Annotated in this window: 18 protein-coding genes and 1 riboswitch; of the genes, 17 read left to right on the forward strand and 1 reads right to left on the reverse strand. The window is 41.2% G+C overall.

Annotated features, from left to right (window positions below; genetic code table 11):
• The 6 genes from IGJ28_RS03350 to thiT all read left to right on the forward strand — a co-directional run bounded on the left by IGJ28_RS03350 (position 1) and on the right by thiT (position 5,917).
• Entirely contained in the window at positions 1 to 681 is a 681-nt protein-coding gene (locus IGJ28_RS03350) for a metal ABC transporter ATP-binding protein (protein WP_003128829.1), read from the forward strand.
• Complete coding sequence (locus IGJ28_RS03355) at positions 654 to 1,487, forward strand: metal ABC transporter permease (protein ID WP_003128830.1); 834 nt, start codon at positions 654 to 656, stop codon at positions 1,485 to 1,487. The genes IGJ28_RS03350 and IGJ28_RS03355 overlap by 28 nt, the downstream gene beginning before the upstream one ends.
• 136 nt (positions 1,488 to 1,623) lie before the next feature.
• The gene (gene purR / locus IGJ28_RS03360) at positions 1,624 to 2,448 is read left to right on the forward strand and encodes a pur operon repressor (protein ID WP_003128831.1); all 825 of its coding nucleotides are present in this window, start codon (positions 1,624 to 1,626) and stop codon (positions 2,446 to 2,448) included.
• A gap of 125 nt (positions 2,449 to 2,573) precedes the next feature.
• Positions 2,574 to 3,962, forward strand: coding sequence for a bifunctional UDP-N-acetylglucosamine diphosphorylase/glucosamine-1-phosphate N-acetyltransferase GlmU (gene glmU / locus IGJ28_RS03365; protein WP_003128832.1), 1,389 nt, complete (start codon positions 2,574 to 2,576; stop codon positions 3,960 to 3,962).
• Positions 3,963 to 4,063: 101 nt separating this feature from the next.
• Positions 4,064 to 5,038, forward strand: coding sequence for a ribose-phosphate diphosphokinase (locus IGJ28_RS03370; protein ID WP_003128833.1), 975 nt, complete (start codon positions 4,064 to 4,066; stop codon positions 5,036 to 5,038).
• A 142-nt stretch (positions 5,039 to 5,180) separates the two neighbouring features.
• Positions 5,181 to 5,282: riboswitch (TPP riboswitch) on the forward strand.
• 92 nt (positions 5,283 to 5,374) lie between these two features.
• Entirely contained in the window at positions 5,375 to 5,917 is a 543-nt protein-coding gene (thiT, locus tag IGJ28_RS03375; RefSeq protein ID WP_218927495.1) for an energy-coupled thiamine transporter ThiT, read from the forward strand.
• Positions 5,918 to 5,956: 39 nt separating this feature from the next.
• Here thiT and IGJ28_RS03380 read toward each other — a convergent pair whose 3' ends face one another.
• Complete coding sequence (locus IGJ28_RS03380) at positions 5,957 to 6,739, reverse strand: hypothetical protein (RefSeq protein WP_438845140.1); 783 nt, start codon at positions 6,737 to 6,739, stop codon at positions 5,957 to 5,959.
• A 229-nt stretch (positions 6,740 to 6,968) separates the two neighbouring features.
• Between IGJ28_RS03380 and IGJ28_RS03385 the strand changes: the two genes are divergently transcribed.
• The 11 genes from IGJ28_RS03385 (at position 6,969) to rsmB (ending at position 17,193) form a co-directional block, all read left to right on the forward strand.
• Positions 6,969 to 7,682, forward strand: a complete 714-nt coding sequence (locus IGJ28_RS03385) for a class A sortase (protein ID WP_003128837.1) — start codon at positions 6,969 to 6,971, stop codon at positions 7,680 to 7,682.
• 80 nt (positions 7,683 to 7,762) lie between these two features.
• Positions 7,763 to 9,421 (forward strand): patatin-like phospholipase family protein, encoded by a 1,659-nt coding sequence (locus IGJ28_RS03390; RefSeq protein WP_081131178.1) that lies wholly within the window; start codon positions 7,763 to 7,765, stop codon positions 9,419 to 9,421.
• Entirely contained in the window at positions 9,414 to 9,629 is a 216-nt protein-coding gene (locus tag IGJ28_RS03395; protein WP_003128839.1) for a YdbC family protein, read from the forward strand. Before IGJ28_RS03390 ends, IGJ28_RS03395 begins: the two co-directional genes overlap by 8 nt.
• Positions 9,630 to 9,642: 13 nt before the next feature.
• Positions 9,643 to 10,527 (forward strand): YicC/YloC family endoribonuclease, encoded by an 885-nt coding sequence (locus IGJ28_RS03400; RefSeq protein ID WP_438845141.1) that lies wholly within the window; start codon positions 9,643 to 9,645, stop codon positions 10,525 to 10,527.
• Between the two features lie 12 nt (positions 10,528 to 10,539).
• On the forward strand, positions 10,540 to 10,821 hold the full coding sequence (locus tag IGJ28_RS03405) for a hypothetical protein (RefSeq protein WP_003128841.1): 282 nt from the start codon (positions 10,540 to 10,542) through the stop codon (positions 10,819 to 10,821).
• Positions 10,822 to 10,940: 119 nt separating this feature from the next.
• The gene (gene gmk, locus IGJ28_RS03410) at positions 10,941 to 11,555 is read left to right on the forward strand and encodes a guanylate kinase (protein WP_003128842.1); all 615 of its coding nucleotides are present in this window, start codon (positions 10,941 to 10,943) and stop codon (positions 11,553 to 11,555) included.
• 5 nt (positions 11,556 to 11,560) lie between these two features.
• Complete coding sequence (rpoZ, locus tag IGJ28_RS03415; protein WP_005469752.1) at positions 11,561 to 11,866, forward strand: DNA-directed RNA polymerase subunit omega; 306 nt, start codon at positions 11,561 to 11,563, stop codon at positions 11,864 to 11,866.
• Positions 11,867 to 11,997: 131 nt separating this feature from the next.
• Entirely contained in the window at positions 11,998 to 14,397 is a 2,400-nt protein-coding gene (priA, locus tag IGJ28_RS03420; protein ID WP_003128844.1) for a primosomal protein N', read from the forward strand.
• Positions 14,398 to 14,407: 10 nt separating this feature from the next.
• Positions 14,408 to 14,899 (forward strand): peptide deformylase, encoded by a 492-nt coding sequence (gene def, locus IGJ28_RS03425; RefSeq protein WP_438845142.1) that lies wholly within the window; start codon positions 14,408 to 14,410, stop codon positions 14,897 to 14,899.
• Positions 14,892 to 15,845 (forward strand): methionyl-tRNA formyltransferase, encoded by a 954-nt coding sequence (gene fmt, locus IGJ28_RS03430; RefSeq protein ID WP_003128847.1) that lies wholly within the window; start codon positions 14,892 to 14,894, stop codon positions 15,843 to 15,845. The genes def and fmt overlap by 8 nt, the downstream gene beginning before the upstream one ends.
• Positions 15,835 to 17,193, forward strand: a complete 1,359-nt coding sequence (gene rsmB / locus IGJ28_RS03435; RefSeq protein WP_438845143.1) for a 16S rRNA (cytosine(967)-C(5))-methyltransferase RsmB — start codon at positions 15,835 to 15,837, stop codon at positions 17,191 to 17,193. Before fmt ends, rsmB begins: the two co-directional genes overlap by 11 nt.
• Positions 17,194 to 17,202: the final 9 nt, after the last annotated feature.

Here is a 17,202-nt window from a genome sequence, read left to right on the forward strand (position 1 = left end):
GTGCGTTATATCGATGTAAAAGGACTAACGTTTTATTATGATGATGAGCCTGTATTAGAGGATATCTCTTATTTTGTTGAAGATGGGGAATTCGTCATTCTAACAGGAGAAAATGGGGCTGCAAAATCTACCTTGATTAAAGCAACATTAGGGTTGTTGAAACCATCAAAGGGAGAAGTAATACTGGCTACCAAAAACAGAGAAGGACAAAAGCTAAGTGTAGGCTATATTCCACAACAGATTGCCTCGTTCAATGTAGGCTTTCCAAGTACAGTCTTAGAATTGGTCCAATCTGGCCGTTATCCGAAAGACCGATGGTTTAAGAAGCTGACAAAGCGGGATCATGAACATGTTCGGCGAGCATTGGATGCAGTAGGTATGTGGGAAATGCGCAAAAAACGGATTGGCGAACTGTCCGGAGGGCAAAAACAGCGAATCAGTTTAGCACGTATCTTTGCGACTGATCCAGATTTATTTATTTTGGATGAACCAACGACAGGGATGGATGAGCAATCACGAAATTTATTTTATGAATTACTGCGTCACAATGCACACGATCATGGGAAATCGATTTTGATGATCACCCACGATCACGAAGATATTAAGGAGTATGCGGATCGACAAATTCGGTTGGTTCGAAAGGAGGATTCACCATGGCGTTGCTTTCATATGAATTCATGAGGCGTGCTTTTTTGGCTGCAATTTTTATTGCCGGAATCGCACCGATGCTAGGTGTGTTTCTTGTGATCCGAAGACAGTCTTTGATGGCCGATACACTCTCACATGTTTCATTAGCTGGTGTAGCATTAGGCTTTTTTCTTAATTTGAATCCAGATCTCACGACCTTATTAATCGTAATCATCGCCGCGGTCATTTTGGAATATTTACGAACACTTTATCGGAGTTATTCAGAGATCTCAATTGCGATTTTGATGTCAGGCGGTTTGGCATTAGCATTGGTCCTTATGAATCTGAGTGGAGGAAACTCAGCGACCAGTATCCAATCCTATCTCTTTGGTTCCATCGTGACCATTACTCAGGATCAAGTTTGGTTTCTAGGCTTTTTATTTTTAGCTGTATTCGTTCTCTTCTTTCTATTCAAACGTCCGATGTATGTCCTGACTTTTGACGAGGATACGGCTCATGTAGACCGTTTGCCAGTGCGGATAATGTCGATGCTTTTTAATGTTTTGACAGGGATTGCTATCGCTATGATGATTCCCATCGCTGGTGCGTTACTGATTTCTGCGATTATGGTATTGCCAGCTGCAATCAGTATGCGTTTAGGCAAGAGTTTTAATGCGGTGATTTTGATCAGTGTCTTGATTGGTCTATTCGGTATGCTGTCGGGATTGACTAGCTCTTTTTATCTCGATACACCTCCAGGCGCTACGATCACATTAGTATTTATCGGTTTGTTTTTAGTCATCAATGTGGTCAAGCGTATTGTCATTCTTTTCCAACGAAAACAACGGTTAAAACGATAAGAAACGAAAATTTTTCGTTTCTTTTTTTCTTTGATTGAATGAAAAGCGAACAATTCTTTAGATTTTCAAGATAATGCTCGCATTTATACGCAAAAAGCCTTATAATAAGACGAATAAATTAAAGGAGTGGGCATGTGTGAAAATTCGTCGAAGTGAACGATTGATAGATATGACACATTATTTATTGAATCATCCGCATGAATTGATTTCATTGTCATTTTTTTCAAAACGCTATGCTTCTGCTAAATCATCGATCAGTGAAGATCTAGCGATTATCAAAAAGACCTTCAAAGAACGTGGTACGGGAACTCTCGATACAATTCCAGGTGCAGCTGGCGGTGTTTTTTTTGTGCCTGAGATTTCAAAAGAAGAAGCCTATGCCTATGTTGAAGGGTTAGCGGAACGCCTTTCTGAGCAAGATCGACTGCTGCCTGGTGGTTACGTTTATCTCTCGGATTTGCTTGGAGAACCTGAGCTACTGCGGCAAGTAGGCCGTATCATTGCTTCGAAGTATCTGGATAAACAAATTGATGCAGTCATGACTGTTGCTACTAAAGGAGTGCCAATCGCACAAGCGGTATCTTATTATTTAAATGTTCCCTTTGTGATCGTTCGGCGAGATTCTAAAATTACGGAAGGGTCAACAGTCAGCGTGAACTATGTTTCTGGGTCATCTGAACGAATCGAGAAAATGGAATTATCAAAGCGTAGCTTAAAACGCGGTTCCAAAGTCTTAGTCGTAGATGACTTTATGAAAGGCGGCGGCACTGTGAACGGTATGAAGAGCTTGATCGAAGAATTTGAAGCTGAACTTGTTGGCATAACGGTTTTTGCGGAAGCTAAATTTAAAGGAAAACGTGCTATTTCTGATTATAGTTCGCTGCTGTTTGTTGAAGACGTTGATACTCAGACGAAAACGATCTCGGTCGTGCCGGGGAATTATTTTGAAACAAAAGACTGATTTTGAATCAGTCTTTTTTAATTGGTCTAGTTGTGTTTTTCCTTATATATTGAAAACCATCCTTAGTTGGGCTAAACTGGACATATACAGAAATCAATCAGTCGGAATCGATAGGAGTGGAACACGTGGAATCACGTTTTGCAATTATACTTGCCGCAGGCAAAGGTACTAGAATGAAATCCAAGTTATACAAGGTTTTGCATCCCGTTTGCGGAAAACCTATGGTAGAACATATCATGAATCGCGTAGTGGAGACAGAACCTGATGCAATCGTAACAATCGTCGGACATGGAGCAGAAATGGTCAAGCAACAATTAGGGGACCGCAGTGAGTATGCTTTACAAGCAGAACAGTTAGGAACTGGTCATGCAGTTGTTCAAGCAGAGCCTTTCTTAAGAGAAAAACGGGGAACAACGTTAGTAATCAGTGGAGACACCCCTTTGTTAACGACTGAGACATTGAATAATCTTTTTGAGTTCCATCAGGAACAAAAAGCCTCAGCAACGATTCTAACTGCGCAAGCTGAAGATCCGACCGGATATGGTCGGATTGTACGCAATCAAATGGGTGTCGTAGAAAAAATCGTGGAACAAAAAGATGCCTCTGTGGAAGAGGCGATGATCCAAGAAATCAATACGGGAACGTATTGTTTTGACAATGAATTATTATTTGATGCATTGGCAAAATTAGATACCGATAATGCACAAGGGGAATATTATCTAACAGATATTATTGAGATCTTGAAAGCAGAAGGGAAGATTGTAGCTGCTTATCAAACGGATGATTTCAATGAGTCGTTAGGAGTCAATGATCGATTAGCGCTGGCAGAAGCGAATCGTTTGATGCGCAAGCGTATCAATCAGCAGCATATGCGCAATGGTGTGACATTGATTGACCCTGATACTACTTATATTGATGATGGCGTGGAAATTGGAGCAGACACACTGATTGAAGCTGGTGTCGTCATCAAAGGTGCAACGAAAATTGGTGAAGACTGTGTCATCACTGCATCTTCTCAAATCATAGACAGTCAAATCGGTGATGATGTAACGATCAAGGCATCTGTGGTGGAAGAAAGTCGAATCTACAACGGGGCAGATGTCGGACCAAATGCACATCTGCGTCCAAAAGCAGACATTAAAGAAAGAGCCCATATTGGTAATTTCGTAGAAATAAAAAATGCAACGATCGGTGAGGGAACAAAAGTAGGGCATCTCTCTTATGTCGGAGATGCAACGCTAGGGAAAAATATCAATGTTGGTTGCGGCGTCGTCTTTGTAAATTATGATGGCAAAAATAAATTCAAGACAGTTGTCGGAGACAATTGTTTTATCGGCTCTGGTTCGAATTTAGTGGCGCCATTGCAGATTGAGGAAGAAACCATGATCGCTGCTGGCTCTACAATCACAAAAGATATTCCTAAACATAGCATGGCGATTGCCCGAGCAAGGCAGGAAAACAAAGAAGGCTATGCAAAAAAATTGCCTTATTTGAATGAAGAAACTGCGAAATGACTTGATTTATTTAGCAAAAATGACTACTATTTACTAGGAAGAAGATTCTGGTGAACTAGTAGTCTTTTTGCCAGATGAACGCAAAGAAAGTGGAGGTTCTCATGTCAAATCATTATTTTGATCCAAGATTGAAGATTTTTTCGCTGAATTCTAATCGTCCGTTAGCTGAAAAAATCGCAGCTGCAGTAGGTGTGGAATTAGGTAAGTGTTCAGTGAACCAATTTAGCGATGGCGAGATTCAAGTTAACATTGAAGAAAGTATCCGTGGTTCACATGTCTATGTTATTCAATCCACAAGCAGTCCAGTAAACGATAACCTAATGGAGCTACTGATCATGATTGATGCCTTGAAACGTGCAAGTGCGAAAACAATCAATGTAGTGATGCCTTACTATGGTTATGCGAGACAAGACCGTAAAGCTCGTTCCCGCGAACCAATCACTGCTAAATTGGTGGCGAACATGATCGAAAAAGCTGGCGCAAATCGTATGGTTACCTTAGATCTACATGCTTCACAAATCCAAGGCTTTTTTGATATTCCTGTAGATCACTTGATGGGTGCACCATTGATTGCTAATTATTTCTTGGAAAGAGATATTCAAGGAGATGACGTTGTAGTCGTTTCACCAGACCACGGCGGAGTGACTCGTGCGCGTAAATTAGCAGAATTCTTGAAATCACCAATTGCGATCATTGATAAACGACGTCCAAAAGCAAATGTTGCTGAAGTAATGAATATCATTGGTCACGTAGAAGGCAAAACGTGTGTCTTGATCGACGACATGATCGATACGGCCGGAACAATTACTCTAGCAGCGAACGCATTAAAACAAGCTGGTGCAAAAAGTGTTTATGCTTCATGTACTCATCCTGTTTTATCAGGACCTGCTTTGCAACGGATCGAAGATTCAGCTATCGAGCACTTAGTAGTTACTGATTCAATTTTCTTGCCAGAAGATCGTAAATCTGAAAAAATTGACGAAATCAGTGTTAGTGCATTGATGGGAGAAGCAATCAAACGAATCCATGAGAATAAACCTGTTAGTCCACTGTTTGAATCAAAATTATCGATTTAAAAATGATAACCCAAAAGAAGCATCTCGTCTAGACGCGGTTGAGATGTTTCTTTTTTTATCAGAGCGAGTTTTCTTTTCTTTTTTTTATTTTGTGGTATTCTTGAAGATGACTTGCAGCAGTGCAAGCAAAATAAAATAGAATCTAATCACAAAGGGGAGTCTGAAAAGGCTGAGAATGAGAGTACTCTAAACCCTTCGTACCTGTTTCGATCATGCGAACGTAGGAATTGTGACGAGTTGAAGTGTCTAACACTTCTCCTTTGTGAATTGTGATGATTCTAAAGGAGGAGTTTTTTTGTGGGAAATGGTACAAAAATTTGGATAGAGGGAACGATTATGGCGGCACTGGCGATGGTACTATCGCTGATTCCTTTAGACTTTGGAAGTAGTTTTTCAATTTCTTTAGGACAGATTCCATTAACAATATTTGCTATCCGTAGAGGCTGGAAGCCAGGATTAATGGCAGGATTGGTTTGGGGATTGCTGCATTTCCCATTAGGTAAAGTCTGGTTTTTGAGTGTTCTTCAAGTATTGATTGAGTACCCATTTGCTTTTACATTTGTGGGTTTTGCCGGACTTTATGCAAATAAAATTCATTTGGCGATTAGAAATGGTTCGAAGGGTAGCGTGCAACGACTACTTGTACAAGCAACATTCACAGGCGCATTTGCTCGTTATTTTTGGCATTTCCTTGCCGGTTGGGTTTACTGGGGCGCATATGCTCTCTGGGGGATGAAACCTTGGCTTTTCTCTCTGGTAATGAATACCGCCAGCGGATTTGCTACGGCAATCGTCACGGCAATTATCTTACTAATTGCTTATCGAACATCCCCAGAGGTATTTGTACCTAAGGACGATTATTTAAATCGGACTGCTTAAAAAAAGACTTGTTCTCCAAAATCAAAATAGGAGAGCAAGTCATTTTTTATCGATAAAACCAAAAGCTAGATCATCTTGATCCAATTCCAACTGCCATTCTTTTTTATTTGCAAAGTAGCGAAGCGTTGCCACTTGATAGTCTTCTTTCAGAGAGAGGTGACTATTTTTGAGCCCAGATTCCTCGACTAAGTAAATCGGGATTGTGTAGGTTTTATCGACCAATTGTTCTTGATGGAAACATAAGATGATTCCTTCCTGCATGACCCCCCGCAAGTCTTTGAGAAGATTTAAATCAAGTTTAGAGACCGGAGTAGGCTTTTTGAAGAAAGAAAGTCGATCATTTTTTTTTTCTAGAACGATGTGCGTGATTTTGTCAGCTAAAATTCGGTAATATTCTTCCAGGTAGCGGTAGTAAACACGGGAACGCTGATCTTTGAGGTCGAAATAAACAAAGTTGTTTTGCAGTTTGTAGAAAAACGGAGAATGAAGATGCGTTTTCATATGCCCAAAATATAACAATTCTGAAATTTCTAGCGGTGTTAGCTCTTTTACCATTTCTAAATCATTAAAGTCGATCCATTTGATTTCTTCTGTGATTCGTCCGCGGTTGAGTTGTTGAAAGAAAAGGTGGACATCTTCAATGCCTCGGATAATCTTTAGCCCTGTATGCGACTCAAATTCACCAAATTCACTAGAGGGATCAAGCAACAATAGATTTTTTGGCTGGTGAACGATGCTCTTGTTGAAATCTTGAGCATCCACTCCGCGAGTCGAAACGGCATTGCTGGTTGTATCAATATGTACATAAATCGTGTTCGACATGCCAATTAATCCCTCCCTGATAATAAGTTTATTCTACAATAAAGTGTATCAAATTGCTTGTATCTTTTCGTTTAAAGTTATATTACAAAATAACGGAAAAAACAATTTTTAAGATTGCGTTTTTTTATGAAGCAAAAATCTTTGCTTTTTTATTAAAAAAAATCCAAAATTGGCGCTTCTGCAATGATTTTGTTATGATAGGAGTAATAAAAATTGGAGACGAAAAACGATGAAAAAGAAACGAACTTTGTTCCATTGGCTCTCGAATCTATTTTTGGTCCTTTTGTTATTGATTGGTCTTGCTTTGATTTTTAATAATCAAATCAAAAATTTTCTGATCAAACACAACGGAGATGCTTACGCAGTTTCCGAGATCTCTAGAGCCGATGTCAAAAAGAATATGGAGGCAGACACTACTTTTGATTTTGATGCCGTTGAACCGGCCAGCTCAGAAGCAGTTCTTAAAGCTCAACTAAGTAACAGCACATTACCAGTGATCGGTGGTGTTGCGATACCTAGCGTAGCGATTAATTTGCCGATTTTTAAGGGGTTATCGAATGAAGCTTTGCTATATGGAGCAGGAACTCTTAGCCCAACACAAAAAATGGGCGAAGGAAATTATGCACTAGCTAGCCATCGTGCGCAGTCGCCAGACCTTTTGTTCACACCTTTAGATGATGTGGCTATTGGCGCAACAATTTATATTACGGATTTAGAAAATATTTATACATATACAGCAACTTCAACCGTGCGGGTTCAACCAACAGATGTTTATTTATTGGATGAAGTAGCAGGGAGAAAAATGATCACATTAATTACATGTGGTGAAATGGGTGGAGTAACCAGACGTGTGGTTCAGGGTGATCTTGAATCGGTTACACCAGTTGCTGATGCGACAGACGAGATGCGGGCCGCATTCAATATGGAACAGCGGACTTTTTAAATGATAAGAATACCACGAATGATGTCAGAAATTTTCATTGATCATCCGTGGTTTCTTTTTTGCATTTGAGGAGGAGTCGGATGAAGACAACAAAAATTTATTTTTCTGATTTATATGTATCCCAAGATGTGTTTCAACAAAGCCGACTAGTTTTTCCTTTTTTTTCTAGTCATTCGGAGGCGCGAGCCGCTTTTCAATCAGTGGTCAACGAACAGGGGTGGCGATTGACGAATCAACACGGCACAGTCTATCTGTCTTGTGTCCATGAAGGGCCGCTTCTGACCATTCAGAATTTGTTGCAGGTGCCAAGTGATGCATTTACTTGGGAGACACTTGTTTCGATGACTGAGAGTTTTGCTAGAAGCCGTTTCGTAGACCAGATACTTTGGGAAATGACAAGAAACCCCATCATGGATCAGTGGTTTGTGGGACGTGGATATGGTAGGGTGACACAGGGGTACCACAAGCAACTGGACTACCATACAGCTTTCGTCCTAGGTGGAGGAGGCGCCCATGGCGCCTATCAAATTGGCGTATGGCAAGCGCTGAAAAAACATGGAATCATATTTGAGTGGGTAGCGGGGACGTCAGTTGGTGCATTGAATGGTGCATTGGTTTTAATGGACGATATTGAAGCTGCTGAGCAATTATGGACGAATATTTCTAGTGAACAGGTCCTCCAATACCCAAAAGCTGCTGCTAAAAAAGAAACCTTATTAGATATGATGGAGCAATTACGCTCACTCGTAAAGACAGCACTTAAAGACAATGGTGCGAGTACAAAACCATTAGCACAGCTGTTAGCAGCGACTTTTGATGCAGAAAAATTTAATGCCAGCAAAAGCCAGCTCTTACTTTGTACGACTCGTCTGCCGGATTTCAAAGAGGTTGTTTATCAGTTTGATTCCAGCAAAATTGATTATAGTTTGCAATGGTTGCTAGCATCAGCGTCTTTTTATCCAGCAATGCAGGCACAATTGATTGATGGGATCTATTATATTGATGGAGGGTACCGCAACAATCTGCCAATTGATGTAGCCATTGAGCGAGGCGCTACAGAAGTCATTGCCGTCGATGTCCAAGGGCCTGGAATCAATAAGAAGGTTCAGGTCTCAGAATCAATTGCGCAGATTCAAATTGCTTCACCTTGGACTCTAGGTAGTTTTTTGATTTTTGATGCCAAACGTTCTCTAGAAAACATGACTCTTGGGTATTTAGAAACGATGAAATACTTTGGCAAGTTCAGTGGCTATTGGTATACTTTTGATGAAGAGGTCTTCAACGATTCGTGGAAGCCATTCGTTCATTTGCTTCGACAAGATGCACCGCGATTGTACGCATTTATGAAAAAAAAGGAATTTTGGAAGAAAGTGCGTAAGTTATATCAGCAAGAGGTCCCCTTGGAAATTTGTGGGCGCGTCTTTTTTGAATGCATAGGCAGATTACTACATCTTACACCGACCGTCATTTATACAAAGGAATCTTTCCTGCAAGCGATACGTGAGAAAATCATGACAGAACCAACGAAAGAAACAGAAGTATGGTCAGTGTCAGAATGGTTGTATTACTATCGCGAACAGTTCTTTTTGTTATCTGAACAAAAACGGTTCTTGTTTTTCTATCGAACCCAACAAATTGAAACACCGGCATTTCAGCAGATTCGTGCGCGGTATCCAGAATTGGCTGTGCTGTCAGCCTATCTGGCTTATTTTTTAAAAGGAGAGGAACACAATGGATAATTTTTCTTATGAGATCGTAGAGGAGATCGCCGTTCTTTCGGAAAATCCTAAAGGGTGGCGTAAAGAGCTTAATTTAGTCAGCTGGAATGGTCGCCCGCCTAAGTTTGACTTGCGTGACTGGAGTCCAGGACATGAAAAAATGGGTAAAGGCTTAACGTTATCAAATGAAGAATTCACCGAATTAAAAAAAGCACTGCTTTCTATGTGAAAGGAAGAAATGAATGAAAAGCATGACAGGTTTTGGAAAAGGGAATGGAGAAACAGCTGATTATCAAATAGAGATTGAGATTAAAAGTGTCAATCAGCGATTTATGGATTTGCAGTTGCGCATGCCCAAACAATTGAATGATTTGGAAGCACTAATTCGACAAGAAGTCAAAAAAGTATTACAGCGTGGTCGGGTGGAGCTTTATCTGACATTGAACGAAAAGAATGCGGCTCATAAAGAAGTTATAGTCCAATGGGATTTATTGGTGCCTTTTTTGAAGCAGGTCGAAGAAGAAGCTGCTCAAAGGTTGGATATAAAAGAGCTGTCGAAAAAAAATCTTTTGGAAAAATTAATCGTCCATGAAGCATTTCTTGATATCCGAGAAAAACAACAAGAAGATACCCAGTTAGAGCAAGGTGTGTTAGATGCTTTGTCTCAGGCTCTAACAGCTATCGATCAAAGCCGTGAAATTGAAGGACAAGGGATTTATCAAGTGTTAAAAGAAAATCAGCAGCAATTACTTGGTAAAATCATGGAATTACAGACGTTTATTGCCGTTTATGAAGCCGATCATCGCCAACGTTTTGAGAAAAAGCTGGCGGAATATTTAGGCGAGCAAGTAGATCAAGAACGTTTGTTGACCGAGATGGCCATCCTGTTGGAACGGGGAGATATTCATGAAGAGTTGGATCGAATGATGATTCATTTAGATTCTATGACTACTTTGTTAGAGGCAAAATCGCCGATCGGCCGGGAGCTGGATTTTTTGATTCAAGAAATGAACCGAGAAGTAAATACTATAGGTTCCAAGTCAAGCCCAATTGAAATCAAGAACAGTGTAGTACAGATGAAGACGATTATTGAAAAAATAAGAGAACAAGTCCAAAATATCGAATAGGAGTGATCAACAATGAAATACTATGATATTACTTTTCATGAATTAAGCGGAAAAAACGTCATTAAGCGGAGCGTCCCATCAGATAAAGCAAACTTTGATGCTTGGCAAGATGCTTGTGTCGCGATTGATCAAGAGTTCTTGCAAATTTTGGTCAATGGAAATGCGGTATCGTTGAATCGTCGGTATATCGTTCGGATTGATTGCCAGGAAGTAGAAGATCCTACGGAGAAAGCTATCACGACAAAAGATGAGTTGGCAGGTGTGATCAATACGCTAAGCAACATGGGGTTCTAAAAGTAGGAGAGATGAGTAGTAATTTCATGAATTTCCCATTATAATAAAGTAGTTCTTGAAAGTTGCTGAAAAAAAGTGCAAAATAGACGTTAAGCAAAAGTCAGTGAAAGGACGTCATTATGTCAGAGCGAGGATTACTAATAGTTTTATCAGGACCTTCCGGTGTAGGCAAGGGCACTGTGCGAAAAGCAATTTTTGAAAGTGATGACAACGATTTTCAATATTCTGTTTCGATGACAACACGCAACAAGCGTGAAGGTGAGATCGAAGGCGTTGATTATTATTTCCGCACCCGTGAGGAATTTGAAGCCTTGATCGAAGCAGGCGAAATGTTGGAATATGCAGAATACGTTGGCAATTACTACGGCACCCCGTTGTCTTATGTTCAAAAAACATTGGACCAAGGGAAAGATGTTTTCTTGGAAATCGAAGTTCAAGGAGCTAAACAAGTCAAAGAAAAAGTGCCTGATGGGGTCTTTATTTTTCTTACCCCACCTGATTTAGCAGAGCTACGCTCACGTATCACTGGCAGGGGGACAGATTCTGCTGAAGTGATCGATGAACGAATGCGTGTTGCCAGAGAAGAAATCGAAATGATGGCTTTATATGACTACGCAGTCGTAAATGATGAAGTATCTAAAGCAGTACAACGGATTCGAGAAATTATATCAAGTGAACATTTTCGCGTTGATCGAGTAATCGGCAAGTATATCAAAATGTTAGAGGAGCTGTAAAACGAATGATGTTAAAACCTTCAATCGATTCATTATTGGATCGTGTGAACTCAAAGTATTCCCTTGTGATTTTAGCCAGCAAACGCGCGCATGAACTAGATGCAGGCGCCCAAGCAACATTGGAACAATTTGATTCGGTGAAAAGCGTAGGACAAGCATTGGAAGAAATCGAAGCAGAGCTTGTTGTTAATGATCCGCATCCAGAAATCAAACGTGCTCGCTTGAAAATGGAACAAGAAGAGCGCAAAGCGCAAAAAGACCAAGAGCAAAAAGAACTGGAAGCCCGGATTCGTGACGAACAGAATCTGTAGACAATTAAAAAAGCTAGAGCACAATGCGTGTTCTGGCTTTTTCTTTTGAGTCGATAGCCGTTAAATTTTCGTAAGGTTTACAGACAAATGTCTGTCATTTTAGTAAAATAAAGCCTGGAGGAGGAGAGAAGATGACCTATGCAGCAGAAGTGATCGTGGATGTACCAACGATGCAGACAGATCAACCTTTTACATATGAAATACCTGAATATTTGCGCGCTGTAGCAGAGACTGGCATGCGAGTCGAAGTGCCATTTGGTAATGGGGATCGGCATATCCAAGGCTTTATCGTAGGATTGACGGATACACCGCCAGGTCAACCATTGAAACCTATTCTTCGCTTGCTGGATCTTTCTCCTGTGGTGAATGAAGAATTATTACAGTTAGCTGATTACATGAAAAAAACGACATTTGCTTTTAAGATTACCTGCTTGCAGACCATGTTGCCTAGTGTGATGAAAGCAGAATACCAGAAGAATATTCTTTTATTGGATGATACGCACCCAATAAAAGCGCATTTTCCTGAGACGAATAGCCTGAGCTGGCAAGCTGCTGAGGAAGCGGGATTATTGTCGCAATTGAAAGTATTGCGTGAAGAAGCAGTCGTTGAATTGCAATATGTGGTAAAAAATAAAAATAAAGCCAAGAAAATCCGTATGGTGAAACGCCTGATCTCTCCAGAAGCAATTCCAGAGGCAATGAAGCAAATCAGGAAAGGGGCTAAACGGCAACAACAACTATTGACAGTCTTACAAGAATCTGATCAGCTTCCTGTTTCATTTTTTGCAGAAGCAGGCATTTCGACAGCTGTCTTGAATCAAGGGCAAGCATTAGGCTGGCTTGAATTTCATGAGGTTGAGACATATCGGGACCCCTTCAAAGATCGATCATTTCCCCAAACTGCAGCATTAGCATTGAACGAAGAACAAACCGATGCGGTTTCAAAAATTCTGTCAGCAGCAAAAAGACAAGAGGCACAAACCTTTCTTTTAGAAGGCATCACTGGCAGTGGGAAGACAGAAGTCTATCTTCAAACGATCGCTGAGCTGTTGGAACAAAAAAAGACTGCCATTATGCTGGTGCCAGAGATTGCTTTAACCCCACAAATGGTGGAACGATTCAAGAGCCGCTTAGGTAACGCTGTGGCTGTGCTTCACAGTGGACTGTCACAAGGGGAAAAATATGATGAATGGCGAAAAATTGAACGGGGAGAAGCCCAAGTAGTAGTCGGCGCACGTTCAGCTATTTTTGCTCCTTTAAAAAACATTGGCGTCATTATTGTCGATGAGGAACATGAAGCAAGCTATAAGCAGGAGGAGGCACCAAGATATCATGCGCGTGATTTAGCGATATGGCGCGGAGGATATCATCATTGTCCTGTTGTTTTGGGGAGTGCCACTCCCTCTCTCGAGTCACGGGCTCGGGCGCAAAAAGGCGTTTATCAATTGTTGCGTTTGAATCAACGAGCAAAACTCAGTGCTCGTTTGCCGCAGATCAATGTAGTAGATATGCGGGAAGAATTTGCCAACAAAAACTACCAGACCTTTTCTCGCCAATTACAGGAAAAAATTCAAGATCGCTTAGATAAACAAGAACAAATCGTTTTGCTGCTGAATAGACGCGGGTATTCTTCTTTTGTTATGTGTCGTGATTGCGGGTATGTTCTGCCTTGTCCGAACTGTGATATTTCTTTGACGCTTCATATGGATACCAAGACGATGCGCTGTCATTATTGCGGGCATGAAGAAAAGATCCCTCACCGCTGTCCTAGTTGTCATGCAGATAAGATCCGTTACTATGGAACAGGTACGCAGAAAGTTGAAGAAGAACTAATTGCTAGATTTCCAGAAGCACGGGTATTGCGGATGGATGTGGATACTACCCGCAAAAAAGGAGCACATGAAAAAATACTTACTTTATTTGGCGAAAAGAAAGCAGACATTTTACTAGGAACACAAATGATTGCCAAAGGGTTAGACTTTCCGGATATTACATTGGTAGGGGTCTTAAATGCTGACACAGCATTGAATCTGCCAGATTTTCGTTCTAGTGAACGAACATTTCAATTGCTGACGCAAGTAAGCGGCCGAGCTGGCCGGGCGGAGAAAGCCGGCGAAGTAATCATTCAGACATTTAATCCGGAACACTATGCGATTCAGCTAGCACAAACCCAAAACTATGAAGCTTTTTACCAACAAGAAATGTGGGTTCGGCATCAAAGCGGATATCCCCCTTATTACTACACGGTAAAAATTACCTGCAGTCATCTCGAAGAGCAGGCAGCTGCCCAAAAGATGTTTGCCATTTACCAAGAAGTACAAAAAGAATTATCGGGTCAAAGTATTTTGCTTGGACCGGCACCTAGCGCGATCATGCGTGTCAAAAATCGCTATTACTACCAACTGATTATTAAATACAAAAATGAACCACATTTGCCTGAACTGTTGACCCGGTTATTGGAACAAAGTCAGATCGATCAGCGAAAAGGACTCTATGTTTCCATTGACCAAGAACCGTTGAATTTTATTTAAAGGAGATATTATGCGCTATCCGATTATTATTCATCCCGACGATCAGCTTCGTCGAAAACCAAAACCGGTATCTATGATTACAGATGAGCTGGTACAACTACTAGAAGACATGTATGAAACAATGGTGGCGCATGACGGCGTAGGTATTGCGGCCCCTCAGATTGGTAAAAACCTGCAAGTGGCAATCGTTGAAGTAGATGAAGAGGATCGTTTCGAACTGATTAATCCAGAAATCATCGAGTCATCAGGAGAATCTGTTGATGTAGAAGGGTGCTTGAGTATTCCTCATACCTATGGTACGGTCAAGCGAGCAGATGAGATTACGGTTCGCTACTTTGACCGTGAAGGAGAAGAAATGGAGGTTCAAGCTTTTGGCTACTTGGCTTGGGCTATCCAGCATGAGATTGATCATCTGAATGGTGTCTTATTTATTGATAAAATGATCGATAAGATCCCAGAATCTGAACTAGAACAATATATGGAGGAACACGAAAATGACTAAAGTTGTCTTTATGGGAACCCCCGCGTTTTCTGTACCAATCTTAGAAGGATTGCTGGCAGAAGGCTATGAAATTGCAGCGGTAGTGACCCAACCGGATCGGCCCGTAGGTCGAAAACGAGTAATCACGCCAACGCCTGTCAAAGAAGCAGCATTGAAGCACCAATTGTTGGTTTTGCAACCAGAAAAAATCAGCGGTTCACCTGAAATGGAAATGATCAAAGAATTAGCACCAGACATTTTAGTCACTGCGGCCTTTGGCCAATTTTTACCGGAAAAGCTGTTGCAAGTACCAAAATTTGGAGCGATCAATGTCCATGCCTCCTTATTACCAAAGTATCGGGGTGGTGCCCCAGTGCACTATGCCATCATGGAAGGCGAACCGGAAACAGGTGTCACCATCATGGAAATGATTAAAAAAATGGATGCTGGGGGTATTTTTTCTCAAGCTAAACTGCCGATCACTAATCAAGACGATGTGGGGACTATGTTTGAGAAATTAAGTTTATTGGGTAAAGAATTACTGCTGAAAACATTACCTAAAATCCTATCAGGAGAACTGAAACCAATGCCTCAAGCAGAAGAGCAGGCAACATTCTCCCCCAATATTACGCAAGAACAAGAAGCAATTGATTGGACAAAGACAGCACAGGAGATCGACAATCAGGTCCGAGGGATGCGACCGTGGCCAATTGCTTTCACGACTTACCAAGGGAGCCGTTGGAAGATTTGGTCAGTAGCAGTAGTCGATGAAACAACAGATGCCGCGCCAGGAACCATCATGCAACGAACGAAAAAGGCGCTATGGATCGCTTGTGGTCAACAGACAGTTTTAGCTTTAGAAGAGCTACAACCAGCTGGAAAAGGTCGTCAATCCATTGCGGCTTTTCTAAATGGCACTGGGCAACACATTCAACTAGGTGATAAGGTTGGTACTCATGAAGCGTAAAATAGGAAAAATCCAATATACTGTTCGCTTTGTTGCATTAGAGGCCTTAGTTCGTATCGAAAGAGGCGGTGCCTATTCGAACTTATTATTGAGAGAACTGATGAATCAAGGCCGTTTAAATGATAAAGATGGACGTTTATTGACAGAAATGGTCTATGGAACCATTAGTCGGCAGCTGCTATTGGATTATTATTTAGCGAACTTTATCAAGAATGCAAAAAAAGTCGATCCATGGGTCAGATCATTATTGCGTCTTTCTCTTTACCAAATGCTGTACTTGGACAAAGTACCTAATCATGCTATTTTAAATGAGGCCGTGGAAATCGCGAAAGCAAAAGGAAATCCAGGGATCGGAAAATTTGTTAACGGCGTGTTGCGTACGATTCAAAGAGAGGGTGTGCCGGCACTTGATCAAATCAAAGATCCCTTGGAGCGGTTAGCTATAGAAATCAGTATGCCATTATGGCTAACTGAAAGATTCGTAGCGCAGATCGGCAGCGATAAAACCCGGGAGTTAGGGCTGTCTTTACTAGTACCTAGCCATGCTAGTGGACGCCTTGATCTACAAAGAATTACTCGTAACGAAGCCATCCTTCAACTACAGGAAGAAGGGATCGAAGCTCGAGAAAGCCAACTATCTCCGTATGGGATTGTGGCTGATAAAGGATTTTTAGCCGGCTCTTCTTTATATCATGACGGATTATTGACAATACAAGATGAAAGTTCGATGTTAGTAGCACCAGCACTGCACATTGCACCAGAGCACCAAGTATTGGATGCTTGTGCAGCGCCTGGAGGTAAAACAACCCATATCGCGTCCTTTCTATCTGCAGAAGCAGGTGGGAAAGTCACTGCGTTGGATATTCATCCTCATAAAGTTAAATTGATCACTGAAAATGCTGAAAGACTTGCAGTTTCAGAGGTGGTTCAAGCGGAAGTGATGGATGCAAGGGAAGTCGCTCAACATTTTGAGGAACAACAGTTTGATCGAATCTTAGTGGATGCTCCTTGCTCCGGTCTAGGATTGATGCGTCGTAAACCAGACATCAAATACAACAAGCAGGCAGCTGATCTAGAGCGTTTACCCGAAATTCAGTTAGCGATTTTAGAAAGTGCCGCCCCAACGCTAAAAAATTTGGGTATAATGATCTACAGTACATGCACTATAATGCTAGAAGAAAATCAGGCAGTAGTGGAGGCATTCTTAGCGGATCATCCAGAATTCGAACGAATCGATGTATCGGTAAATGCTGATATTGCTGCGAATATCAATGATCAGATGCTAACGATTTATCCGCAAGATTTTATGACAGATGGCTTTTTCATAAGCTGCCTTCGCAAAAAGTAATGAGGTGAA

Source organism: Enterococcus sp. AZ091 (assembly GCF_051714805.1).
GTDB lineage: Bacteria > Bacillota > Bacilli > Lactobacillales > Enterococcaceae > Enterococcus_D > Enterococcus_D gallinarum.